Raw genomic sequence first — 22,430 nt, forward strand, 5'->3', positions numbered from 1 at the left:
CCGGCCCGGCCCCTGAACGTCCGCGTGCTGCCACAGCCCGGGGAAGCCATCAACAGCTGGATCGGACGCTACGCACACGCTCACCACGCCCCACGTATCGCGCTGCTTCGACACATCGGTATCGGTCCCCACGAGCGCTTCGACGTCAGTCTGAACCCGCACGCCGGGTCGGCGCTGCAAGTCGCCACTGGGCTAAGCCTGGACGAAATGACTCTCATGACCATGGCCCCTTATCGACACCGCGTCGTCGAGTTCGAACCGAATGGCCGCCACATCGCCAACCACACGCTTTGGGCAAATGTCGCTCACACCCGATTTTGCCCACACTGTCTCGACGAAGACGACGGGGCGTGGCAACAGTCCTGGCGGCTGACCTGGACGTTCGCATGCCTGCGGCACGGATGTGTCTTGTCGGATGGATGTCCCGAATGCGGGCAACGAATAACCGCCCATCCTGCCGTTAGAGACACTGTCCGGGCGAACTTCTCCTGCTGGATGAACGCCGGGGCCAGACGACCGTGCAACGCAGACCTCCGTTCCGCTCTCGCCGACGCGCTCGAGCGCGACCACCCTCTCCTTCACGCCCAATCGCAAATCTTCGCGCGGACCGCCGAGCACAACACGGACACAGAAGTTCGCGAGTTCACGGAAGATTGTCGAGCACTCAGCATCGCTGTCCTTCGCGAGGGCGACTACCAACGCCTCGCCAAGACGTCGGCCCTGGACGCGACGCTCCTGACGAGTTTGCAGCCGTTGACACGTGTAGGAGACGTGCCAGCGACTGCGGAACCTTCTCAGATGGACCGCCGAGGCTCCGGGGCTGGTCGCCAAGAACGGCTGGGCACTAGCCCCCCAACTGACGCACTCATGACTGGAGCCTTGGCGGCGTACGCGACGCAGGTTTTGGACAGTCTTGGGGAGGACAACCGTTCCAGTTTGCTCGTGCCTGTCGTGGAATACGCCCGAGCGTTTTCCCGGGAGGGAACAAGGTCTTCGGTGATTCGGTACATGAAGGCCGCGAGCCGAGACCTCGTCCATGAGATCGAACGCAGCCTGACGAGCCTTTCGCCGATTCAGCAGCTGCGCCACAGAACACCCTCGGTCCATTCCTGGCCGGAAAGATCGATAGGGACTGTGACCGCGCGTGCTCGCTTCTTGCCTCAACGGTTCTTCCTGGACTGGTCCGTTGCGCTGGAAACCAAGGGTGGGCATCTTGACGACGCCTTTCGTGCCGCCCTGAGCGTCGCCACGCTTCTGCCTGGGTCTCTGAACGAGCACATCGACGCGCTTGAGAGACTGCTCGGACGAAGCGGAACCTACCGAGCCCGCAGCAGCTACTTTCCCCTCTTCGATGAACTCACTAACGCGACCTTCACAAGCATCATCAATTTGGCCGATCACCTAGACGCCGATGGAGCACCCATCGACTACAACCGTCGACGGCACTTGAACTGGGACGACCTTCTTCCGCCAAAGCAATGGAGACAACTCGTGCACGGGCCGCTAGACGGGGTGCACATCCGCCAGTACGCGGCGGCCAGGCTTTACCTCTGGCAAGTCATCACAGAATCCCTGTCGCAAGAGGCCCCCGCACAACTCCTACTGTCGGAGTCCAAGCGGGCCGTTCGAGTTTTCGAGTTCAGCCTGGCGCTCGAAGATCGACAGGTGCTTAAAGGCGTAGCTCAAGATTTCCTCCGTCAGCAGGGCATTGAGGGCGAACCTTTGACTTGGAGTCCCGACCACCAGTTCCTCACACAAGTCCAGCGAAACTTCGCTGAGCGTGTCACGCCCCACCGCGAGGCGGTCTACGCGGCTGTTCGTCAGAAGCAGGCCTTCGACACCATCGCAGCTGCCACAGGCGTAAGTCGCATGTCTTTCGAATACTTCTACCGTCAGCACCCCATGACGCGGGAGCAATTGCGTCCAGATTCGTAGCGTCGGTCAGGGCGCCTCCCGTTCACCACCTCATCCTCGGCTGGCCGTCCAATGAAGCGAACCTCGGCAGCGGCGACTAGGCGAGAAAAGCCAGGTCACGGGCCTGAAGGGAGCCAAAAGTGTGCAACGAGCCCCGGATAGACTCTTGCAACCATCGCGGAGCCCCACCAACTACGGGACCTGGCGTGCAATGCGCGAGCGGACCCTACACCCGCGGACGTCGGGCTCGGGCACGCGCATCGTCAGCTCTGCGCCAGGTTCGTCACCAGGTTCAGGGTGGTGGCGATCAGGACGGTGCCGAAGAAGTACGACAGCAGGGCGTGGGGGAGTGCGGTGCGACGGGTGCGGGTGTCGTCGGGTTCGACGTCCGGTGCCGAGTACGCCATGCCGATGGTGAAGGCCAGGTAGGCGAAGTCGCTGTAGGTGGGAGGCGCCTCCTGCTTGGCGTCGAAGCCGTCGCGGTCGTGGTCGACGTAGTAGATCCGGGCGTACTTCAATGCGTACATCGTGTTCACGAGGGCCCACGCGACCATCGTGGCGAGGATGCCCAGCACGACGGTGGCGACCGACACGGGGTCGCTGGCGTCGCGTGCCTGGACGAGCGCCAGCAGCATGGCCCCGACGCTCGCGAGGCACGCCACGACGAGGGCGTCGTCGGTGAGGCGCGAGCTGGACTCCTCGTTCGCCAGGCGCTCGGTGCCGGCCGCGTCCTGTGGCCAGCAGGCCCGCCAGACGTGCACCAGGGCGATGAGGCCGGCCGTGCACCAGGCCGCCAGAGGGCCCAGCGTCGGTGCACCGGCCAGCCCCACGCCCACGCCGATGGCGACCCCGATGGCGACGTAGAGGCCCGTCCGTCGGGGGGACAGGATGCGCTCGTCCATCGGTGCTCCTCGGTTCTCGGGCCGGTTCGGGTCCGGTCCGGGGTCGGGGTCGGGTTCGGTCGGGGTCGGGATCGGGTTCGGTCGGATCAGCCGGCCGACGGCACGGCGTCGGGGTGCAGCACGACCTTCGTCCAGCCCTCGTCGCGGGCGTCGAAGTGCGCGTAGGCCTGGGGCGCCTCCTCGAGGGGGAGCTCGTGGCTGACGATCCACGACGGTTTCGCCTTGCCGCCGGCGATGAGGTCGCGCAGGGCCCGGTTGTACTTCTTGACCGGGCACTGACCCGTGCCCATGGTCTGCCCACGGAACCAGAACTGGCCGTAGTCGAACGGGATGACGCCCTGCTTCGCCAGCTCGTCGGACGCACCCGGGTCCTGCGGCACGTAGACGCCGACGACGCCGAGGTCACCGGTGAACCGCACCGACTGCACGAGACGGTTCAGGGTCAGGTTGGGCTGCTCCGCGCCGTCGGGGTCGTGAGCCTGGTAGCCGACGCACTCGCAGCCGTTGTCGGCCCCGAGCCCCATCGTCAGGTCGAGGACGGCCTCGACCGGGTCGACGGACGAGTCGTCGATCGGGATCGCCCCGATCTCCTCGATCGCCGCGAGCCGGTCGGGGTGCCGGTCGACGACCATCACCTTGCTCGCCCCCTTGAGGATCGCCGAGTAGGCGGCCATCGCGCCGACCGGCCCCGCCCCGTAGACGACGGTCTGGTCGCCCGGCTTCACGCGGGCCATCTCGGTCGCGTGGTACCCGGTGGGGAAGATGTCGGCGAGCATGACGTAGTCGGTCTGCCGTTCTTCGGCGTCCTCGCCGAGGCGCAGGCAGTTGAAGTCGCCCCACGGCACGCGCAGCAGTTCGGCCTGCCCGCCGGGCCACGGGCCCATGTCGGCGAACCCGAAGGCGGCGCCGGCCCAGGCGAGTTCGGGCTGCGCGGTGAGGCAGTAGTTGGTCAGGCCGCGTTCGCAGTTCTTGCAGTGGCCACAGGCCACGTTGAACGGCAACACGACCCAGTCGCCGACCTTCACCTTGTCGACGCCCGAGCCGACCTCGATCACCTGGCCCAGGTTCTCGTGGCCGAACCAGCGGCCCGTCTCGAAGTCGGTGCGGCCTTCGTACATGTGCAGGTCGGACCCGCAGATGTTGGTGCTGGTGATGCGGACGAGGACGTCGGTGGGCCGCTCGATGCGGGCGTCGGGGACGTCGCTCACCGACACCTTCCTCGGCCCTTCGTAGACGACTGCTCTCATGATCTCTTCCCTTTCTTCGGTGGTGGGGCGACGGAGGCGCGGTGTCGGGTGGTGGGGGAGGCGCGCGTCGGGTGCCGGGGAGGCGCGCCTCCTCGGGTGGGTGGGTCGCGCCTCCTCGGGGTGGCGGGCACGGTGTCAGGTGCCGGGGCGGAAGACGGCGCGGACGCAGCCGTCGTCCTTGGACTTGAACATCTCGTAGCCCTCGGGCCCCTGCTCGAGCGGGAGGACGTGGGTCGCGAGGTGCTCGGTGTGGAGCTCGCCGGCCGCGATGCGGTCGAGGATCATCGGGATGTAGCGGTGGCCGTGCTGCTGGGCCCCGCGCAGGGTGAGGCCCTTGTTCATGACGGCTCCGAGCGGGAACTTGTCCACGAGCCCGCCGAAGACGCCGAGGCTGAAGACGCTGCCGCCCTTGCGGCAGGCGTAGATCGCCTCGCGCAGCGCCGTGGGCCGGTCGGTCTGCAGCCGCAGCTGCTGTTTGACCTGGTCGTAGAGGTGTTGCGCGCCGGTGCCGTCGGCTTCCATGCCGACCGCCTCGATGCAGACGTCGGGGCCGCGGCCGCCGGTGCGCTCCTTGAGTTCGGCGAGGACGTCGTCCTGCGCGAAGTCGAGGATTTCGGCGCCCACGTGCTGCCGCACCTGGTCGAGCCGTTCGGGCAGCTGGTCGATGACGACGACCTGTTCGGCCCCGAGCAGCATGGCGGCACGGGCGGCCATCTGGCCGACGCCGCCGGCACCCCAGACGGCGACGGTGTCGCCGGGCGTGATGCCGGCGAGGTCGGCGCCGGTCCAGCCGGTGGGGGCGGCGTCCGAGGCGAACAGTGCTGCTTCGTCCGAGACGCCGTCGGGGACGGGGAAGGCACCGTGGTCGCCGTAGGGCACGCGGATGTACTCGGCGTGGCTGCCGGCGTAGCCGCCGAGGGCGTGGCTGTAGGCGAAGCATCCGCCGATGGGGGAGCCCCAGAGGGTCTCGGTGAGGGCGGGGTTGGGGTTGCCGTTGTCGCACAACGAGTACAGCTCGTGGGTGCAGTACCAGCACCGGCCGCAGGCGACGAACGAGCAGACCACGACGCGCTCGCCGACCTTGCGCTTGCGGACGGCCGACCCGACCTCGACGATCTCGCCTATGAACTCGTGGCCGAGGACGTCGCCCGACCGCATGGTGGGGATGTACCCGCCGAGCAGGTGCAGGTCCGACCCGCACGTCGTGCTGAGGTGGACCTTGACGATGACGTCCTGGTCGTTGAGGATCGTCGGGTCGTCGACGGTCTCGACCGAGGTCTCGTTGACGCCGGTCCAGGTGAGGGCCCTCACAGCAGTCCCTCCTCGTCGGCACGGTCGGTGGCCTCGTCGACGACGGCACCGGTGGGGGTGGACTTGCGCTCGCCGTGGGGAGTGGGGTCGACCCGCAGGACCTCGCCGGCCTCGATGACCTGCTTCGCCCGTCGGAGCGCCACGCGGATCTCCTTCGCCGCCTCGGCGGCGTCGTCCTCGGACGAGGCGGGTTCGCGGAGGCGGGCGCGCAGTTCGGTGCCCTTGTCGGCGGGGGCGGGCCGCGCCTCCACCTCGACGGTGTCCCGGAGGTCGTCGAAGAAGGGTGGGGTGTCGTCGGCACCGAGCACGTCCTGCGGCTGGGCGAGGATCGTGACGGCCTGCCACCGGGAGCGGGACTCCTGGGGGGAGCCGGCGCCCTCGTCGGGGCGGCGGCGGTGTCGTCGTCCGACGACGGCGGCTGCGGCGGTCGCCACGGCGGCGACGCCGACGCCGGCTCCGGCGCCGGCCAGGCGGCCGGCCATCAGGCGGCCCTCCTCGTCGGGGGAGCGGGGGTGTCCCGCTGCGGATCGGTGATGTTCATCTCGACCTCCTCGGTTCGCGCGAGTGCGCAGTTCTCTGGACGGGTGAGCGGGCGACCGGTCCCTGGATCTGCCCACCCGGCCGCCCGTTCGACCCCAGTGTGCGCACCGCGCGGCCCGTGCTGCGAGACGAATTTTTGACCCTTGACACCGCCCGGCCGTCACTTGTTACGTGGATCGGATGGGGTCCGGGAGGAGGCGCGGGGTGGGTCGGCGGATCGGCCCGGGTAGCCCATGCTCACGAGTGCAGGAGGGGCGGTGAGGGTCGTCGTCGAGAGGTGTTGGGGTTCGCGCGTGGGCTGAGGGTGGTGGTGACGGCGGTGCCGGTACAGATGTCGGTGATCGCGCTGTCGCAGCTGAACCGTGGCCCTGAGCAGCGTGCCGACGAGAAGCCTGCGATCAGCGACCTGCGAGAGTCCGGTTCGCTCGAGCAGGACGCCGACTTGGTCATCCTGTGCCTATGAGAAGGACGACCCCGCCAGGGCGAGGCCGCCTTCACCGTCGTCAAGCACCGCAACGGCCCCACCGACACCATAACGGTCGCCTTCCACGGCATGTTCTCCCGCTTCGTCGACATGCCCAGCTAGGTTGTTCGTGGTGTGAACTGCCGCAACTAGTGCGTCACAAACCCTCGCTCGCCAACTTCGTGACCGGGGACATGGCACAGCATCTGCAAGCGGGCCTCGGAGTTGACGCCGACATAGTTCCGACGATGGTGATGTCGTATCTCCCGGAAGACCTCGTCGCCTTGCGCGCCAATGGGAACGTGGCGCAGTCAAAGAACTGGACGCGCGGCAGCGGAACCCGCTATTGCCCCGACTGCCTCCGCGAGAACCCAGGAGTGTTCTACACCTACTGGCGCCTCTGGTGGTGCTTCCTGTGCGAGCGGCACAAGACGATCCTTCGTGACGCGTGCCCTGCTTGCCAATCAGAACCCGTTAAAGCGACGCCCCGGGAGATGTCAATTCGCGATCCATCTCTGTGCTGGGCGGATGCCGCTGACGGTGGAGCGTTCATGCACCCGCTCGAGCAGTCCTGGCCAGAACCCGCCGTTGACGAGTCGTCACCCCTTTTCTTCGCCCAGCAATGCCTGTCAGCTTCATGGACGCAACACGCAACAACGTCTGCGGACGTACCTGCATCGACGCTTCGAGGAGTGGCCATCGCGCTCTTGGGCGCCGGCGACATCAACCGTGTGGCAGACCTTGCCAGCGTGCCCATAGATGGTCTCGAGGGCCTCTTCGACCTGGGCACCCGCATCGGGACAACGCCTCCCAAGGACGCCTATGCCATGGGGCCCTGCTTGGAGCGGCCTACCGCATCGTCACGGATGCCGAAGACCTGATCGCTCCCGTGATTCGTGACGTCACCTACGAGCGCTCATCTCGGACGGACCAGTACGCGTCGGCGCCGTGGAGTGCCCGCAACTTCCTCGATACCTGGCCCGGTGTCAATGCCTCGCTTCGCCGCAGCGTACTTCGCGCTCGCTCCAGCCCGTCAGCACGAACTGGCTGCAGTGCAGTACCGGTGTTCTGAAGACTCGCTCCTGATCGGCAGCACGAACAACAGAAGCCCAAGAGGTTCACTCCTATCGGGCTTCTGCGTCGGCACGGTCCTCGCGCGCCAGGCCTCGACGTCCTCGGTTTCGTCCTCGCGGACTTCCTCGCCTGGCCCCTCGCGTGCCCTCTGGGGCACGTTCAACGCCATCCGCCAGATGACGACGTCGATGCCGAGCGTCGCGATTGACAGGACGAGGCGCAGGACGCCGAACCAGATCAACGCGTTGATCAGGTTGAACAGGCCGAACGAGGTCCAGATCGAACCGTCGGGCCGCGAAGTCGGACGATCTAGTTGGCGGAAATCGCAGACGAGATGGTGGCGGCGACCCGATTGCGTGCCCGAGTCCAGACCATCTGCTGCTGTCGTCGACACCTCGCGGGCCTCGGGCTCGGGCACGCATTGCAGCCCCGAGCTCGCGTTCGCCGCGAGTTCGAGGGCGTGTATCCACGCGGGGTTCACCTGGTGAGTCCGCGAGCCGTAGTACTTTAATCCTCAGCGCGTAGCGAACGAGGCTGCGTACGTTCTCGGTAGCTCTTTGACCGAGCATGATCGAGGCCGGGTCCTCGTGTGCGAGAGGCCGGATGCTCGTACCGCAGACCCTAAGGCCCACTTTGAAGCGAGCGACTGGCAACGTGCGGAGTCGTGCCTCGCTTCGGACATTGAATGTGTCACAGACTCTGCGGCCGACCTGTTCCTCCGCGCTGGGCGGACTGTCGCAGAGCCAGTAGGCCAGGACGCGCCTGGGCGCAATGCATACTTCGTTTTCAATACGGCTTATGTCGAGTTATCGGTCCTTGGCGACCCGGACAAGGTGAGCGAATTCCTATTAACGCGCCTCGAGAACGGTTGTCTCGCGTCCCGCCACGCCGACCGAGACGAGAATTTGTCGCGTCCGCCAGCGTGCTTTGCCCAGACTGGATTTACGAGGCGATGTGTTTGGCCACCGAGGTGCTCGCGCTTGGGCGGTAGAGAGAATTTACGCGCTCTGCTGCCACGCTTAGATCTTTCGCCTTGACCCGGCCAGATCGAGGAGATCGACCCTCACTTGTAACGACCCGGGCAAGGACTTTCGTCGTCCGGGGAGCTGCCGCTTCCTTTTTCTTCATGCGGTGGACCGTACTCTCGATTGGTTTGCGGAAGGTGCGTTACTCACTTCTTACAGTTACCCCCCGACTTTTGAGGAGACCCGCGATCGACACCACGGCCAGGAAGCCGGCCGTAAGGGCCGCTATGGGCCAAAGGAAGCGGCCAACCCCGAGCGGAACACCGATGGCCACCCCAGCTGACAAAACGAAATACTCCAAGGCGAGGACAGCAATGGATGCGCGAAGAGGACCGAGCACTTTCCCCGTGACTGGGTTTTCAGAATCTCGGGACAGGAACCCGAGCAGGAGCGCTATTGCCGAGAGAAACAGTGGTGTGCCTGTTCGGGCGCTCGGGTCGAGCAGCTTGTCGAGAACAGGAGGAAGTGACGCGACCAAAAAGAAGACCGCTGAGAACACCGCCGCCACTGTCGTCCACGCTAGTAGGCCCGTGGGATTAGTTCGAAGGTGCACGACTCCCGTATCCGGCAAGTCTTGGGCGGCATCGATTTCGTGACGGGTAGTCACGTGGCTGATCACAGTCGGACGTCGATCCGAGCCGATTACGCGCTCCCCGATCTGAAGTGTCAGGCGTTCGTTGAAGAGTCCCTTTGGGGCGTGTACCTCGAGGTGATACGACTCCGGAACCAAGCCAATGTCATTGAGTTGGATCTCGAGCGGTGATGCCCCCCAGCCGAGCGAGCAAAGGTACCGATCCCACCTGGGGAATCGTTCCGTCTTCTGGACCCCCACCAGCTCCCAATGGGCTGAATACTTAATAATTGCGTGTTTTCCGCGCGACTCAGCTGGTACGAGGCCAGCAAGAATGAAGTTGGCCGCGAGATTCTCGAGTAGCGACGTCGTCAAGGCTCCGAGGCCCGATATGTCCGCATGAATCTCGCCCCAAGTGCCAGTTTGAAGGAAGTTGGCTACCCGCAAATTCAGCTTGTCACTCGCACGTCCGAAGATGATGCGACGAATGATGTGCTTCTCGTCTTTGCTGGGGGTCCTTCCCGTCTCTAATTCCCAGGCCGCTCTGACGGCCAAATCGGCGCACTTTCCATTCAGAGATGTGTCAGCAATGGGTAACGGAGTACTTCCGTCATATGCGGCATCGAAGTCTTGAAGACGCGCCTTTTGCACAAGTGCTAATGGCACAAAAATCTGCTCTTCAGCCCCCGAGATGCTGGGCGCTACAAGTAGCCGATCGTCGTTCGGCACAGTCAGGTCCAGAGACACGCGGCGGCGACTTTGCGGTCCATCAAGTAAGCGTAGGCTCTCCACCTTTCGGTGGTGCCAAGCGCTGGAATTGGTCAACGCCCAGAGAAGAGCCTGACCAAAGTTATCCGCGGTCGTCCAGGTCGTCACGCGAATCCAAGCGATAGCGTTGGCCGCGATTCGCACACGACTTGCTCAGCGCGTGACGCGGGGTCGCGGGGCGCGTGGGGAGCCGATTCAATAATGAATGCAGGGAAGGCTCTCGAAGATGGGAACGCGCCTCGTATTCCTTGGAGGTCCGCCGTGTACGAAACGTGGGGAATGGGCGCAATAATCACCGTCCTATTGTTGAGCAAAGCGCCGACGTTCGCTGCCAACCCGCCGACTGACATCACCGAGCACGGGACCGACGAAGGCAAGCCCTACCCCTGCTCAATGAAAGACGTCCATTCGAACCGCATCGTCTGCTGCTCGATCGACTCAAGGATGACCGAAGAGCTGACCGTCGCCGCGCTCCGCTACGCAGTCACCTCGATGCACAGCCCGCCACGACGCTGCACTCCGATCGCGAATCCAAGTTTCGGTCGAGAAATTTCGGCGAACAACTTAAGGAGTTCTGGATCACCGGGTCGATGGGCTGAGCCTGTGCCTGCCAGGACAACGCCGCCATGGAGTCCTTCTTCTTACTGCTGCAGAACAACGTGCTAATCAGACACTTATGGCACTCTCGGCGGGACTCGCGACTAGCTATCGTGACCCGGATCGAGCTGACCTACCACCACGCCAAGCGGCAGTGAAGGCTTGGCCAACTCGCCCCGGTCGAGTTCGAGATGGCTCACTTACAAACCGCGCAAGCGGCCGGGAAACCCCAAACAAGACGAGTTACCTGAATCGGCAGCAACCTCTTCTGTGCGCTTATGCCCGTGCGCGATAGCCGGATCCAACCTGTTCGATGTCGTCGTGGCCGCGAACACGCAGGTCTCGACCCAGCGTGGCCGCAGGGGTAGCCACGCCGGACAGGTCTCGCAGACCGGCATCGCTAATTCTTTCAACGAGGTCTTGAACTGACCACACTCGATCAGGCTCGGTGCGTGCAACCTCTGCAGCCGCCTCCAGCCACGTATAGCTTGATACTTCGACCTGTGGGCTTGCGGCTGCAAAGCGCACGAATTCTTCCGGCACTTCGTAGCCGATGGTTTTCCCTGGCCCGTCGTAGGCAGCTTCGAGGGGCGAGGCTACTTCTCCGGCTAGAACGCCAGACTCTCGCAGTGCGAGCGTTGCTCCTCGCGCGGGCATTGAAAAACGCCGGAGAGAGCGGTCGTCCGCGTACCCAGCAATCTCATAAACGTCCTTGCGCAGAGCCATGCCGCCCGATGTCGCAGCTCGTTCAATAACGTCAGCTTGTGCGTCGTACCCATCGCGCCGCAAATTCGTAAGGAGTTGCCGGTACGCAGGCAACGTCCATTCACCCACTTCGCGCGTCCGGCTTTCCGAAACTGTCTGTAGGGCGGATGTCAAAGATCGTGAAGCATCCGCGTCCACCTGCCTGATGGTGTCCATCAGGCGGTAAAAGTCACGAGGATCCATTAGAACGAAGTGAGCGCCAACGCGTTCAAGAGCCTCGGACACGAGTTCGGGCCGAACCCCGAGGACGCGCTTATGCGGCTTCTTGATGATGCTCCGCCAGTCCTCCTTGCTGTCATTGGTCACCAGCACGAACGACCTAGGCTCCGGTTGCTGCGCGACAAATTCCAGGGCCTGCTCCCACAAGAGGTAATCGCCCGTTCCCCTCTCCGGACGCTGGTCTTTCTTTTCCTCACCGTCCATATATCCCGGCGGGATCTTCTCGGCGAAGCGCTTCAGGCCCTTTTCCACCATTGCGGATTCATTGTCAAAGCCCGGGCCGGTTCGGCCGTCGAGGATCGTCTCTAGGCGCTTCAGAACGGGGTCGAGGCTGTTGTCCTCAAGAATGCGCTTGATGTCGAGAGGTGCTCCACGGGCATCGTCGATCTGCGCCCGCAAATCATCAAGCGTGCTGCCAATTTGGCTGCGAATCGCTTCAAGCTCATCGCTGCGGCCACGGTCAGGCCGGAGTGAGTTGAGGATGGCGAATAGTTCGTCGCGCACACCGTCGAGAGGCTGTGTGTGAACTGGCGCCTCTGCGATCGTCGCCTGACGGTTTCGCCAAAACTCCCGCATGACCTGATGCGGCACGAAAAGACGGCTTTGCAGGAACTGGAGGGCGTCCAGAGCTAGGTTTCGAGCTGATTCTGGGATCGAATACAGGTCCAGAAGAACATTTGTGTCGACGATCACAAGCGAATCCCGAAGGAGCGCCAGCGCCTCGTCCTCTGTGGGGTCCTTATAACCCTCGAAGCCAGCCCAAATTGTCATAACTTCTTCCCCCGATTGCAGGCCGCCATCGGCCCCCGGCTTCCCACTCTGGCTCAGGAAGTCCCGAGGGGCAATCCATGAGGGTGCCCCCGTTCTGGCTCTTTCGGCTTGCCGGGCCATGCGCTAGGTCAGTTCCGGTCGCCGGCCGTTGCTCCCAGGGAAGCCGGTGCTCGTTGAGTTGGTTGTTCAGCTCCCAAAATGGCAAAGAGGCACAGGTGGAAGCTAGAAGGCTGCTTGTGCCACGTCCCGCTCTAATAAGCCCGCGGTGGCAACTTCGAGCACTTCTGCTCAGCGGGCGTCGGGCTCGGGCACGCATTGCAGCCCCGAGCCCGTGATCGCCGCGAGTTCGAGGGCGTGGACCCCCGCGGGGTTCACCTGCGGGGTCCGCGAGCCGTAGTACTTGAGCAGCAGCAGCAGCAGCAGCACGGCCGGATGCAACCCGATGGCCTGCCTGCCGCGAGCAGTCGTCGAGAGCGAATCGCTGGGCGAAGGCGGGTGAGACTGAGATGCAATCACGATTCGGTCCGGAGGAGCCATAGAGTCCGGACATGACGGACAAGCTTCCCCCCACTCCCAACCTCTCTGGTCCTGGGGGAACGAAGAAGCCCCTTGGGTGTGGCGCGATCTCAGGACTCGGCTGCCTGGGGGTGGTGGGCGTCATCGTTCTCATCAGTGTCTTCTCGACCGTCGGTGGCGACGATGACGAGAGGCCGGACGATGTGGAGGTCGCGTCATCTCGCTATGCGCAAACCTGGAGCCAGAGCTACGCCGAAACGAGCTGCGACGAATGGAACCTCGAGATGACTTCTGCGCAGCAGTTCGCTGCTGCAGCCGACATCCTCATGTCGGCTCGCAACAAGATCGACGGCGGCGTGGGTCTGCCGCCCGACGCTCTGACCAGTGAGTTCCAGGCCGGCGTCACCAACGTCTGCATCATCCCCACGATGACGCTTACGGACGCGACCGTCGGGCTTTATGCGACTGAGCCGCGATTTCATCCTTGACGGGTGTCTGAGAGGCGCCAGAGTTCAGTCGCGTGAGGCACGCTGCGGACGCGAAGTAGAAGTATTTCGACTGCGCGACCCGATCGTCTAGCGCTGCGTGCGGCGTCGCCCCTGGATCGTCAGGGCCAGACCGGCCGCGACAGCAAATGCCCCTCCGAGAACGGCGAAGATGGCCGTGCCAGCGTCCGACCCGGTCCATGCGAGGACACCTGCAGAAGCAGCATCGGCTGCGGGTGCCGCAGTCGGCGCCGGACCGGCTGCTGCCGCGACGTAGTCGACCGCGAGGCGGCCCGTCACGGCGGTGCCGTCGGTGCGCTCGGCGGCGAAGGTTAGGGGAGCCGGGTCTTCGACGAGGGTGGGGGAGGGCGTGAAGACGACCTGGCCGGTGGTGGGCTGGACCTGCCACGTGCCGTCTTCGGTCGTGGCCTCGGTGGTGGGCGTCTCGTTCGGCTGGATCAACACGATCGACTCGGGCACGAGGTCGGACACAGCCGCGGGCAGTTTGAAGGCTGCCGGGGTGCCCGACGGGGTCGTCACGACGACGTCCGGCACCGTCACGATCGGCGTCGGCGGCACCACGGGTGCGGCGGTCACCGTCGGGGTCGCCGTCGACTCGACCGTGTCACCCGCGGCGGTGTCGACCCGGTACGCCACCGGCGTCGCCGTGCCGATGAAGGCGGGCTCGGGCGTGAAGACCAGCTCCTCGCCGTCGACCGTCCAGGTGCCCTCACCAGGCACCACCACGGTGGTGGCGTCCTGGCCGCTCGCGCCTACGAGACGGAGGGTGGCGGGGGAGACTGGCACCGCGCCTCCGTCGTTTTCGGTCACCGGGAGACGCTGGGGGTGCCCTGCTCGCCGGTCGAGGTGTCGGGCCTCGCGACCTCGGTCACCGAGGGCGTCAGGGTAGAGGCGGCGGTCGCTCCGGCCGCGTCGGTCACCACGTAGGGCACCGGCGTCGCCGTGCCCGTGAAGGCGGGCTCCGGCGTGAAGAGCTTGGTGCCGGCGGTGCCATCGAGCTCGTAGCGTCCCTCACCGGGGACCACGACGACCGTCCCGTCCTCATCCACCCTCGCTCCGGCCGGAGCCTCGAGACGGGTGGCCGCGGGGTCGAGCGGCACGGGCGGGTCACCCGCGGTGGCCACGACGGGCAGGGAAAGGTGTCCCGATGGACGACCAACCATGGGGCGGGCATGGTCGATTCTCTGGAGGGGTTGGTCCTCGATTCGGGTTGTCAGAACAGGCTAGTAAGCACTGCCGCATGAGTTGCGATCTTCATCTGAACCATGGCCCGAGCTTCACCCGCGGGGATGAGATTAGCTAAAGTCCCACTCTTTTTGTACCCCACGCCTAGTTCATGTACCCCCTGCACTTTCCCAGTAGTTCAAATTTTTTCCCCTCAGCGCACTGCTGCTGTGTACACGGTTACAGGCTCCGTCCATACAAGCGTGGACTGGTTCCCCGGCGAGACGTTGCGGTTCAGTACGGCGTGAGGCGAAACGTCTCACTCACATCTGGGGAGTATCACTTGAAGAAATTCACCCGCACTCACAAAGGCCTCGCTTGCGCGGCCGTAAGTATCGCTCTCGTCGCTGGCGGGGTAGCGACTTCTGCGTCAGCCGCTCCGACAACGTCGTCAACGTCTGACACGGCCGCTATCTACGCTTTCTACGACGCAAATGGCGTCAGCAAAGCGGATGCCGATCGTTTGGTCGCAAACTTCGAACGCGGCATCTACTCGGAAAGCAACAATCCGAATGCCGTTCCGGTCAGATCAAAGATGACCATCGAGACAGGCTTCGAGGTGACTCGCACCTTCTACGCTGACGGTTCGGTCAGCGTGTCGAAAATCGAGCAGCCGAAGGCCCCGTCCAAGGGGCTGGCGAGCACGCAGTCGGTCGGCAGCTGCGCTGAGACCACGGGCGGCTCCGGCTACATCCTGAGGAAGAACTGTCTTGTCTCGGAGGGTACAGACATCCTCGAGATGGCCTTCCGTATGGACTGGACGGCTATCTCCAGCGGCTACGACAAAATCAACGCCGTTCGTTCTCCTTACGCCTACACGCGTGGAGGCACCGCGGAGACCCCCAAGCTGAGCATCTCGAAGGCGAACGAGAGCTCGGCTTCGCCGGCCAGCGCCCGAGCCACCACGCAGTATCAGGGTGCGAATAGCTTCACGGCCACCCTCACCGCCAAAGTCGGCGGCGACAAAGCTTCGTCCTCGAAGAGCTGGTAGGAGATCACCATGACCAAGACCAAATCCACGCGCCTCATCGTTCTCAGCTTGGTGGCGGGGGCTCTGCTGGCACCCGCGATCGTGACCCCTGCGGTGGCGGCTACGTCATCGGACGAAGCAGGGTTGCGACAGTGGCTGAGCACGTACGGCGTCTCGGAGGCAACGCAAGACACGCTCGTGGCAAAGGCCGAACAAGGCCAGTTGTTCGACGCTGGACAGTCCGGTAAATCACCCGTCTCGGCAGCGACCGTGGCCGGCGCCGAGGTGGAGACTTTCGCCGATGGGTCAGTGCTCGTGACCCAACTCGAGGCACCGAAGGTGCTCCCGAAGGGTGTCGTGCAGACGCAGGCAGCGATTCAGGGTTGCACTCTGGTCAACGGTGGCGGCTACGCCACCTACTCCAACTGCACCATCGTTCAGAGCAACGGGACGATGGAGATCGCGTTCACGGGTAGCTACCAGCGCTACACGGGCGGTGCCAAGATTACGAAGGCGAGCAACCCCCGCACCAACGTGAAGTACGGCTCCACGACTACCCCGACCGTCAAGATCAACCGAGCGACCTCTACCGGGTCGACCGAGGCGTACGCCACGGCCTATGCGAAGTTCACCAGCCACAACGGCCTCAGCAGCGAGGACATGTACCTGGCGCTTCGCGTGACTTCTGCCAAGGCCTGGGCTACGGACTACTAAACGGTCTCAACCAGTAGGGGGTGTCGGCTACGCCGGCGCCCCCTGCTGGCGTTCACGAGACATCCAGTGCCAAGTCAGAGCGATCAGGATGAGCCCTGCGGGGATAACCACGGCCGCGTTGACCCAATTGTCGATCTGGAGATCTCTTGAGCCCAGTCCCTGCCCAGAAAGAAGGTAGAAGGCATTGGGGAAGACCGGGTAGCCAAAAAGTGGCGAGAGAGCGCTGACGATTCCCCCAACGATTGCTACGCGACGGTTGCGGCCCGTGATCCCTGCGTAGAGCGTCAAGAGCCCTGGCAGCACGAACGGACCAAAAGCTAACGAGACCAGACCCGCGGGGATGAACAGAAGCGCCGCGGCGGCGGCCATTCGACCATAGAGACCCCTCGTGAGAAATGCCTCCCGGGGTCGCTGCGGAAGAAACTGACTTGCCCATGCTGCGGTGAAAACAAGGACAGGAACGGCGTAAAAAAACGGGGTTGTCCAACGACCGATCAGTCCCATCAAGACCAGAGAAGCCCCTAGCCACAAGCACGGCTCGTGGGTCACAAGCCGCCCGCGGATCTGCCGGCGGGGAACAGCCACGTAGTCTTCGTTCACAGTGCTCGTCTCTGCGCGATTCTCACGACGCAAAGCCTAGCTTCGACAAATTGCCCTGCTGTCTTCCTCGCCATCCGTTCCCTGGAGACATGGTCAGCTTCGACCGGCTCTGGCAGCAGTCGCATGATGAGGGGCATAAATGCCGTTTAGATCGACACCTGGTACCCGTGTGAACGGCGAAGTCGGTCGTTGTCGTGAGCGCCAGCAAGGTGTTCGGCCGACAGGTGTGGCCCGGATGATCGTTCGACAAGACACCTTCTCAAGTTCGGTGCTCGACCTCGGGGCAGGATCTCTCGGCGCGGCATCACGGTCTTGCAGCGCTCGGTCTTGACGATCAACACGGGCATCTTGACCACGGCTTGTCGGGCTCGACTCGAACCAGGCCCGACCTCCCCGTGGTCCCGTGAAGGCGGGCACGGGCGTGAAGAGCACGGTGCCGGCGGTGCGGTCGAGCTCGTAGCGTCCCTCACCGGGCATCACCACGACCGTGCCGTCGGCATCCACCGTCGCGCCGGCCGGAGCCTCGAGACGGGTGGCCGCGGGGTCGAGTGGCACGAGCGGGTCACCCGCGGTGGCCACGCCAGGCAGGGTTCTCGCGTCATGAGACGCGTAACATGTCGGCTTGATCTACGGTGGGCGTAGCTCGTGCTGGGCGGGCTCTGATCAGAGGAGAGATGCCGATGTTCGAGAACGAATTCCGACGGGTCGGGTGAGCAGGCCGTGTCACGCTACGAATTGCAGTGGGCGGTCGTCTTGAACTGCTCCGTCATCGCTCTCTTCGCCGGCGTCCACGCCGTCGATCCCGAGGGGTCGGTCTTCTGGGGGCTCCTCTTCGTCGCGCTCATGATCGGGCAGATCGTCCAGGCGACACGGCCCGAACGTCCCGCGAAAGCCACGCGGCCCGAGCCGGATGAGGCATCCCAGAACAGCGAGTGAGCGCTACGAGAAGACAGGTCGTACTCGCTCCCTCGGATGGGCGACACCTGTCGCCCACGTCTACCCTGGTGGGCATGACCGATCTGCCTGCCCGCACCCGTTTCGCCACCGTCGACGCCGAGCGTTCGGTCGCCTTCGCCGAGGTCGACCTCGAGGCTCCGGGGGAGCAGCAGGTCGTGGTGCGCATCCGCTACACGGGCGTCTGTGCCACCGACACCCACAGGTGGGCGTCCGGCGGGCTCATCCCGGCCGCAGTGTTCGGCCACGAATGGACCGGCACCGTCGTCGCGGCCGGCAGCCGGGTCACGACCGTCGCCGTGGGGGACCGCGTCGTCGCCAGCGTCGGCGCGCCCTGCGGCACCTGCGCCATGTGCCGCGCCGGACACCCCGACCACTGCGACACCGCCTTCGCCGAGGCCAACGGCATCTCGCCCGACGCCCCCACCCACGGAGCCTTCGCCCAACACGTCACCGTCCACGAGCGCCGCGTCCAGCGTGCCCTCGACGGCCTCACCGACGAACAGCTCGGCCTCGTCGAACCCACCGCCGTCACCTTCCACGCCGTCCGCCGCGCGGGCCAGCGCCTCGGCGACGTCGTCGTGGTCCAGGGCGCCGGCCCCATCGGCTTGCTCACCGCCCAGCACGCCCGCCACGCCGGCGCCGGAGCCGTCGTCATCGTCGAACCCCTGGAGGCGCGGCGCGAGACCGCCCGCCGCCTCGGCTTCACCGACGTCCACGAACCCGGCGTCGCCTTCCGCGCCCGCGTCCTCGAGCTGACCGACGGACTCGGCGCGGACGTCCTCTACGAGTGCACCGGCGCCTCCTCGCTGTTCCAGCCCAGCGCCGAGCTGGTCCGCCGCGGCGGCACGCTCGCCCTGCTCGGCTACCCGATGACCACCTCGGAGGTCTCGTACGGCGACTGGCAGAGCCGCGAGCTGACCGTCGTCGGCAGCCTCGCCTACACGCACTCCGACTTCGTCGGCGCGATGCGCGCACTCGCGGACGGCTCGGTCGAGGCGGGGCCGCTCATCACGGGGACGGCCGGCCTAGACGAGCTGCCAGCCCTGCTCGTCGAGCTCGACAGCGGGGAGACCGAGCGCGCGAAGGTGCTGGTGGCGCCGAACGGGTGATCTCGGGTCAGCGCTTCCTTCGCCACGCAATGCTGCGTCTCGCCCAGGTCAGCCCAGCGATCGAGAACTTGATGCGCATGCTGGGCTCGTGGTTGTGGTTGTGGTTGTGGTCCGAAATGTTCGCCAATGTGGACTTTGCGGCTGAAATCGCTAATACATCATCTCGTCGGCTCCTTTTGGCAGACGGCATGTACTGGCCCAACACCCTGGCTCGTAAAAAAGCAGTTGTGAACCACCAGTTCCAGCCAGCGTTTGAGTCGACGAGAATGATTCCGGAGCATTTCAATGCGTGATCCCTGTGGAGAGGGCTTGTTCTGTAGTAATTAGATGCTCCCAAACCGAGTCTGCGTACTCGCATTCCCCACCGATAGCCCAGTTCTGCTGAGCGAACGAGTATGAATGCATCGAGCCGAGTAGCAAGCTCGATGACTCTTGGGTGAGTCTGTCCGTGCAGATCCCGCTCACGTACTGCCCCCTGCTCGATAAGGGCCGCAATGTTGTTAAGGCGGTTTACAAGTTGAATCGCACTGTCGATTGCTTCCTCCGACAGTTCATGCCGATCCTGAATGTAAGAAACCAAGCGTTCAGGCAAGTCACGTTCTCTCGGAACGGGGAAGTGCGTGTAGACGGTTCTCGCCAGTGCGCGGAATTCATCGTCTCGGAGTTCCCCGATGACTCGGAGGAGCGACTCGCTGCGCCTCTGTTGTACAACTCGAAGGAGCGAAACGATCGCCACGGGAACGGTCACGATCACGCTCGCCGCACTCACTATGCCGAACATCTGCGAAAGGGCAAGCAGGGTTATTCCTGTCGGGAATAACGCCACCATTTGCTCGCCGAAAACTAGAACGTGATTTACCATGCCCAGCCTCAATTCCGTACGCCGTGTGGAGGCGAGACTAGGGGGCATCTAGTTGGTATGGCGAGGACTAATTTCGGGGAGCATTTGGCGTCAGGCCTGGCCGTAACTTCAATAACGAATCTAACGTTGTGGCGTACGACACCGGAGCGGTGTCATGCTCATGATTCTGCATCGACGATTTGGGATGGCAGGTTGAACTCCGAGGTGGCAGCCTTAGAAGTGCTCGTTACCAGCTAGCCTGCGCCTCGGGGCCTATTGCTGGTCCGGCACGCAGGCGTAGTCGTCGCCGAAGGCCTCGCTGACGCGTCGGATGGCTTCGGGGGTGCCCCACTGTTCGACGTGCTCGCAGGCGTGGTCGGCCCGAGACGCGTACATGCCGAACGCCCCGACGTCGACGTAGGTGTAGTCGTGGCCTCCGGAGGACATGGCCCCGGTTCCGGGCTCGTCGGGCAGGTCGAAGACGACTCCGTCGGGGAAGCGCAGCTCGACCCCGTGCGGTGCACAGGCCGGCAGCGTCTCGGTCGACAGGTCGACGGCGACCACCGGCTCGTAGGTCGTGCAGTACGGGATGCGTGCGTCGGCCCCGGACAACGACAGCGGCACGTCCGGGTCGGCCCGCACGGCGAGCACCAGCAGCACCGACACCACGAGCAGCGCGGTCACGATGCCAGCCAGGACCTTCATGAGATGAACCTACCGCCGGATCGACGTCGTGCGATCACGGGCGGAGCGGTGTTCCTGGGCATCACGTCAATCGACTGGCATCGACCGGCGCGAGCGTCCTAGCGTTCTCCCGACCGATCAGAACCGAGATGAAGGAGCAGTGCTTCTCATGACGAACTGGCTCCGCGCCCTCGCCTCGCTCGCCCTGACCACGATCGCCCTGGTCGTCTTCTTCACGGCCGACCGCACCGTCGGGATGCTCCTGGTCGTGGCCGCCCTCGCCTCGGCGTTCCTCGTCGGAAAGAGCGTCCTCGGCCGCCCGTCCCGGCGCCCCGAGCGTGACGTCGACCCTGCCGAGGTCCGCGCCTATCGCGAAGCCCACCCCGGCAGCACCATCAGTGATGCCGTCAGGGCCGGAGGTGTACCTACCGCCGGATCGACGTCGTGCGATCGCCGGTGATGAAGCACCCTCAAGAGGCACAGGTCACCCAGCGCTGACGGGCGCGAACGGGGGGGCTGCGAGGATTATTCGCTTTCCGCTATGGTGACGCGAGCAGGCAGTGATGAAGCGGTCGAGGAACTCCCGATCGCCGACTCCTGACCTTCTGGTGCAGTCATCCCCGCTCGGACTCCACCAGGCTCCGCGACGATCCCTCGACGGACGTCCGACGTAGCTGCACGCCCCTGTCGACCCGACCCGAAAGATAGACACTTGCCTCACGAGACGCCCGCCGGGTGGTACCCGGCACCGCACGCCAACAACGAGCCGCGTTACTGGGATGGACAGCGGTGGCACGACGCAGCCCCCATGGTCGCCGAGGTGCCGTCGATGCCCGCCCCGGGTCCCGACGCCATGCAGGTTCCGCCCGCCCAGCCGGGGCCTGACGGGCAGCAGGCTTCGCCCGCCCAGCCGAACGGCGTTGCGCCGGGGGCTCGGTCCAGGAAGCTGGCTCTCGGAGCTCTCTTCGTGGGAATCGCCGCGTTCCTCACAGGCCTCGTCCCTGTGCTCGGCCTGTTGCTGGCACTCGGCGGCGTCGCTCTGGGCATCTCTGCTCTCGTCAAGAAGCAGCAGAAGAACGCCGCCATCACGGGCCTTGCCCTCGGTAGTGTCGCCCTGCTCACGGGCATCATCGCGACGTCCGCCGCTCTGGCAGGCCCCGGCACGACGGCGACCGAAGCAAGCGCGATCGAGACCGCCGAGGCCACGACCGAGGTCAGCGAACCTGCCGAGCCGACGCAGGAAGCGCCCGCGCCCGAGGCCTCCGAGCCCGAGCCGGCGGCGAGTGCGGCACCGGCCGCCACCGGCACGATCGAGAACCCGGCACCCCAGCCCTACGTCGCCAAGGGGTTCCTCGGGGGCGAGAAGTACAGCCTGACCGCGAAGATCGTGGACGCGAACGCCGGCGCACTCGTCGCGCAGTGGAACATGTTCAACGAGGAAGCCCCCGCAGGCTTCAAGTACGTCGTCGCAGAACTCGCCATGACGGGAATCGACCCGGATGGCGTCGAGCCGTCGCTGGCGTCGTACGACCTCTCGCTGGCGACGCCTGAGGGCAACCGATACGACAGCGAATACATCATCTTCGGCGACGGGATGCCGTCGATGAGTGATGGGCCGAAGCTCTATCCCGGCTCGGCCTTCACGGGGTACACGGCCTACATCGTGCCCGAGGCCGCTCAGTCGTTCGTCCTCTACGACAACGGCGAGTACATCGCGTTCTAGCCGCGAACGCGGCAAACGCAGGAGGCGCGGGTCACTCGACCCGCGCCTCCTGGGCCAGGCGCTACGCCGCGACGTCGAAGACGACGACCCGGGCGGACGCGTCGCCGAGGTAGCTCGCCACCGGCTGGTGCGAGGGGTGCGGCAGGTAGCCGTCGCGGGCCGCGGCGTCACGGAAGCGCACCACGAGCATCCAGTCGAAGCCGGCCTCGAGCTGCTCGGGGCTGACGCTCTCGCCACTCGACACCGACAACACGCCGTCGATGCCGGTGAGGTGCTCGGTCGACAGCCGCGTCGCCCGCTCGGCCACGTCGGCCGGGGCCCCCTCGGCCCACTCCACCAACACCACGTGCACGATCTCGTCCGTGTCCGCCATCCGCGCATCCCCTCGTCGCCGCCGCTCGCCGCGGCAGGTCACCCGA

At 64.9% G+C, this 22,430-nt stretch carries 24 protein-coding genes and 4 pseudogenes; 14 read left to right on the forward strand and 14 right to left on the reverse strand.

Annotation, left to right across the window (positions count from 1 at the left end):
* Positions 1 to 24 precede the first annotated feature (24 nt).
* Both HQQ78_RS16460 and HQQ78_RS16020 read left to right on the forward strand, forming a co-directional pair.
* Positions 25 to 399 (forward strand): annotated as a pseudogene (locus tag HQQ78_RS16460) (TniQ family protein); the annotation flags it as partial.
* A 609-nt stretch (positions 400 to 1,008) separates the two neighbouring features.
* The gene (locus HQQ78_RS16020; protein ID WP_254065141.1) at positions 1,009 to 1,935 is read left to right on the forward strand and encodes a hypothetical protein; all 927 of its coding nucleotides are present in this window, start codon (positions 1,009 to 1,011) and stop codon (positions 1,933 to 1,935) included.
* Between the two features lie 242 nt (positions 1,936 to 2,177).
* Here the strand turns inward: HQQ78_RS16020 and HQQ78_RS13855 are convergent, their stop codons facing one another.
* The 4 genes from HQQ78_RS13855 to HQQ78_RS13870 form a co-directional block, all read right to left on the reverse strand.
* Positions 2,178 to 2,816, reverse strand: coding sequence for a DUF1345 domain-containing protein (locus HQQ78_RS13855; protein ID WP_173154116.1), 639 nt, complete (start codon positions 2,814 to 2,816; stop codon positions 2,178 to 2,180).
* Between the two features lie 86 nt (positions 2,817 to 2,902).
* The gene (locus tag HQQ78_RS13860) at positions 2,903 to 4,024 is read right to left on the reverse strand and encodes a glutathione-independent formaldehyde dehydrogenase (protein ID WP_371740434.1); all 1,122 of its coding nucleotides are present in this window, start codon (positions 4,022 to 4,024) and stop codon (positions 2,903 to 2,905) included.
* Positions 4,025 to 4,198: 174 nt separating this feature from the next.
* Positions 4,199 to 5,374, reverse strand: coding sequence for a zinc-dependent alcohol dehydrogenase (locus HQQ78_RS16465; RefSeq protein WP_173154122.1), 1,176 nt, complete (start codon positions 5,372 to 5,374; stop codon positions 4,199 to 4,201).
* Complete coding sequence (locus HQQ78_RS13870; protein WP_173154125.1) at positions 5,371 to 5,856, reverse strand: hypothetical protein; 486 nt, start codon at positions 5,854 to 5,856, stop codon at positions 5,371 to 5,373. The genes HQQ78_RS16465 and HQQ78_RS13870 overlap by 4 nt, the downstream gene beginning before the upstream one ends.
* Positions 5,857 to 6,173: 317 nt before the next feature.
* On the opposite strand from HQQ78_RS13870, the pseudogene HQQ78_RS13875 reads away from it, so the two are divergent.
* A pseudogene (locus HQQ78_RS13875) lies at positions 6,174 to 6,500 on the forward strand (DnaB-like helicase C-terminal domain-containing protein); the annotation flags it as partial.
* Positions 6,501 to 6,529: 29 nt separating this feature from the next.
* Entirely contained in the window at positions 6,530 to 7,258 is a 729-nt protein-coding gene (locus tag HQQ78_RS13880; RefSeq protein WP_371740433.1) for a TniQ family protein, read from the forward strand.
* A gap of 152 nt (positions 7,259 to 7,410) precedes the next feature.
* Here HQQ78_RS13880 and HQQ78_RS13885 read toward each other — a convergent pair whose 3' ends face one another.
* Both HQQ78_RS13885 and HQQ78_RS13890 read right to left on the reverse strand, forming a co-directional pair.
* Positions 7,411 to 7,932, reverse strand: coding sequence for a hypothetical protein (locus HQQ78_RS13885; RefSeq protein WP_173154131.1), 522 nt, complete (start codon positions 7,930 to 7,932; stop codon positions 7,411 to 7,413).
* A 686-nt stretch (positions 7,933 to 8,618) separates the two neighbouring features.
* Positions 8,619 to 9,923: a hypothetical protein gene (locus HQQ78_RS13890; protein WP_173154134.1), complete on the reverse strand. Its 1,305-nt coding sequence runs from the start codon at positions 9,921 to 9,923 to the stop codon at positions 8,619 to 8,621.
* Positions 9,924 to 10,160: 237 nt separating this feature from the next.
* On the opposite strand from HQQ78_RS13890, the pseudogene HQQ78_RS16025 reads away from it, so the two are divergent.
* A pseudogene (locus tag HQQ78_RS16025) lies at positions 10,161 to 10,663 on the forward strand (transposase); the annotation flags it as partial.
* A gap of 25 nt (positions 10,664 to 10,688) precedes the next feature.
* Here HQQ78_RS16025 and HQQ78_RS13895 read toward each other — a convergent pair.
* Together HQQ78_RS13895 and HQQ78_RS13900 are read right to left on the reverse strand one after the other, a co-directional pair.
* The gene (locus HQQ78_RS13895; RefSeq protein ID WP_173154137.1) at positions 10,689 to 12,089 is read right to left on the reverse strand and encodes a PIN-like domain-containing protein; all 1,401 of its coding nucleotides are present in this window, start codon (positions 12,087 to 12,089) and stop codon (positions 10,689 to 10,691) included.
* Positions 12,090 to 12,455: 366 nt separating this feature from the next.
* Positions 12,456 to 12,593, reverse strand: a complete 138-nt coding sequence (locus tag HQQ78_RS13900) for a hypothetical protein (RefSeq protein WP_173154139.1) — start codon at positions 12,591 to 12,593, stop codon at positions 12,456 to 12,458.
* A 122-nt stretch (positions 12,594 to 12,715) separates the two neighbouring features.
* Here HQQ78_RS13900 and HQQ78_RS13905 point away from each other — a divergent pair, with 122 nt between their 5' ends.
* Positions 12,716 to 13,171, forward strand: a complete 456-nt coding sequence (locus tag HQQ78_RS13905; protein WP_173154142.1) for a hypothetical protein — start codon at positions 12,716 to 12,718, stop codon at positions 13,169 to 13,171.
* 87 nt (positions 13,172 to 13,258) lie between these two features.
* Here HQQ78_RS13905 and HQQ78_RS16470 read toward each other — a convergent pair whose 3' ends face one another.
* On the reverse strand, positions 13,259 to 13,999 hold the full coding sequence (locus HQQ78_RS16470) for a hypothetical protein (protein WP_173154145.1): 741 nt from the start codon (positions 13,997 to 13,999) through the stop codon (positions 13,259 to 13,261).
* A complete protein-coding gene (locus tag HQQ78_RS13915) occupies positions 13,996 to 14,313 on the reverse strand; it encodes an Ig-like domain-containing protein (RefSeq protein ID WP_173154148.1) in 318 nt (105 codons plus the stop codon). The genes HQQ78_RS16470 and HQQ78_RS13915 overlap by 4 nt, the downstream gene beginning before the upstream one ends.
* 383 nt (positions 14,314 to 14,696) lie before the next feature.
* On the opposite strand from HQQ78_RS13915, the gene HQQ78_RS13920 reads away from it, so the two are divergent.
* Positions 14,697 to 15,404, forward strand: coding sequence for a hypothetical protein (locus HQQ78_RS13920; protein WP_173154151.1), 708 nt, complete (start codon positions 14,697 to 14,699; stop codon positions 15,402 to 15,404).
* Between the two features lie 9 nt (positions 15,405 to 15,413).
* Complete coding sequence (locus HQQ78_RS13925; RefSeq protein ID WP_173154153.1) at positions 15,414 to 16,097, forward strand: hypothetical protein; 684 nt, start codon at positions 15,414 to 15,416, stop codon at positions 16,095 to 16,097.
* A gap of 27 nt (positions 16,098 to 16,124) precedes the next feature.
* On the opposite strand, the gene HQQ78_RS13930 is transcribed toward HQQ78_RS13925, so the two are convergent.
* Positions 16,125 to 16,601, reverse strand: coding sequence for a hypothetical protein (locus HQQ78_RS13930; RefSeq protein ID WP_173154156.1), 477 nt, complete (start codon positions 16,599 to 16,601; stop codon positions 16,125 to 16,127).
* A gap of 189 nt (positions 16,602 to 16,790) precedes the next feature.
* Complete coding sequence (locus HQQ78_RS16475; RefSeq protein WP_371740432.1) at positions 16,791 to 17,276, reverse strand: hypothetical protein; 486 nt, start codon at positions 17,274 to 17,276, stop codon at positions 16,791 to 16,793.
* A 141-nt stretch (positions 17,277 to 17,417) separates the two neighbouring features.
* Between HQQ78_RS16475 and HQQ78_RS13935 the strand changes: the two genes are divergently transcribed.
* The 3 genes from HQQ78_RS13935 (at position 17,418) to HQQ78_RS13945 (ending at position 19,056) form a co-directional block, all read left to right on the forward strand.
* Positions 17,418 to 17,633: a hypothetical protein gene (locus HQQ78_RS13935; RefSeq protein WP_173154159.1), complete on the forward strand. Its 216-nt coding sequence runs from the start codon at positions 17,418 to 17,420 to the stop codon at positions 17,631 to 17,633.
* A 74-nt stretch (positions 17,634 to 17,707) separates the two neighbouring features.
* Positions 17,708 to 18,763: a zinc-binding dehydrogenase gene (locus HQQ78_RS13940; RefSeq protein WP_173154162.1), complete on the forward strand. Its 1,056-nt coding sequence runs from the start codon at positions 17,708 to 17,710 to the stop codon at positions 18,761 to 18,763.
* Positions 18,760 to 19,056, forward strand: coding sequence for a hypothetical protein (locus HQQ78_RS13945; protein ID WP_173154165.1), 297 nt, complete (start codon positions 18,760 to 18,762; stop codon positions 19,054 to 19,056). The genes HQQ78_RS13940 and HQQ78_RS13945 overlap by 4 nt, the downstream gene beginning before the upstream one ends.
* Before the next feature lie 821 nt (positions 19,057 to 19,877).
* Here the strand turns inward: HQQ78_RS13945 and HQQ78_RS13950 are convergent.
* On the reverse strand, positions 19,878 to 20,309 hold the full coding sequence (locus HQQ78_RS13950) for a hypothetical protein (RefSeq protein WP_173154168.1): 432 nt from the start codon (positions 20,307 to 20,309) through the stop codon (positions 19,878 to 19,880).
* 148 nt (positions 20,310 to 20,457) lie between these two features.
* Between HQQ78_RS13950 and HQQ78_RS13955 the strand changes: the two genes are divergently transcribed.
* From HQQ78_RS13955 to HQQ78_RS13960, 3 genes and pseudogenes are all read left to right on the forward strand, one after another.
* Complete coding sequence (locus tag HQQ78_RS13955) at positions 20,458 to 20,748, forward strand: hypothetical protein (protein ID WP_173154171.1); 291 nt, start codon at positions 20,458 to 20,460, stop codon at positions 20,746 to 20,748.
* Positions 20,749 to 21,000: 252 nt separating this feature from the next.
* Positions 21,001 to 21,081 (forward strand): annotated as a pseudogene (locus HQQ78_RS16480) (DUF2510 domain-containing protein); the annotation flags it as partial.
* Positions 21,082 to 21,255: 174 nt separating this feature from the next.
* On the forward strand, positions 21,256 to 22,011 hold the full coding sequence (locus tag HQQ78_RS13960; RefSeq protein ID WP_254065139.1) for a hypothetical protein: 756 nt from the start codon (positions 21,256 to 21,258) through the stop codon (positions 22,009 to 22,011).
* Positions 22,012 to 22,072: 61 nt separating this feature from the next.
* Here HQQ78_RS13960 and HQQ78_RS13965 read toward each other — a convergent pair whose 3' ends face one another.
* Entirely contained in the window at positions 22,073 to 22,384 is a 312-nt protein-coding gene (locus HQQ78_RS13965; protein ID WP_173154174.1) for a Dabb family protein, read from the reverse strand.
* Between the last annotated feature and the right edge of the window lie 46 nt (positions 22,385 to 22,430).

The sequence above is a fragment of the Frigoribacterium sp. VKM Ac-2859 genome (genome assembly GCF_013204925.1).
Classification (GTDB): Bacteria; Actinomycetota; Actinomycetes; order Actinomycetales; family Microbacteriaceae; genus Frigoribacterium.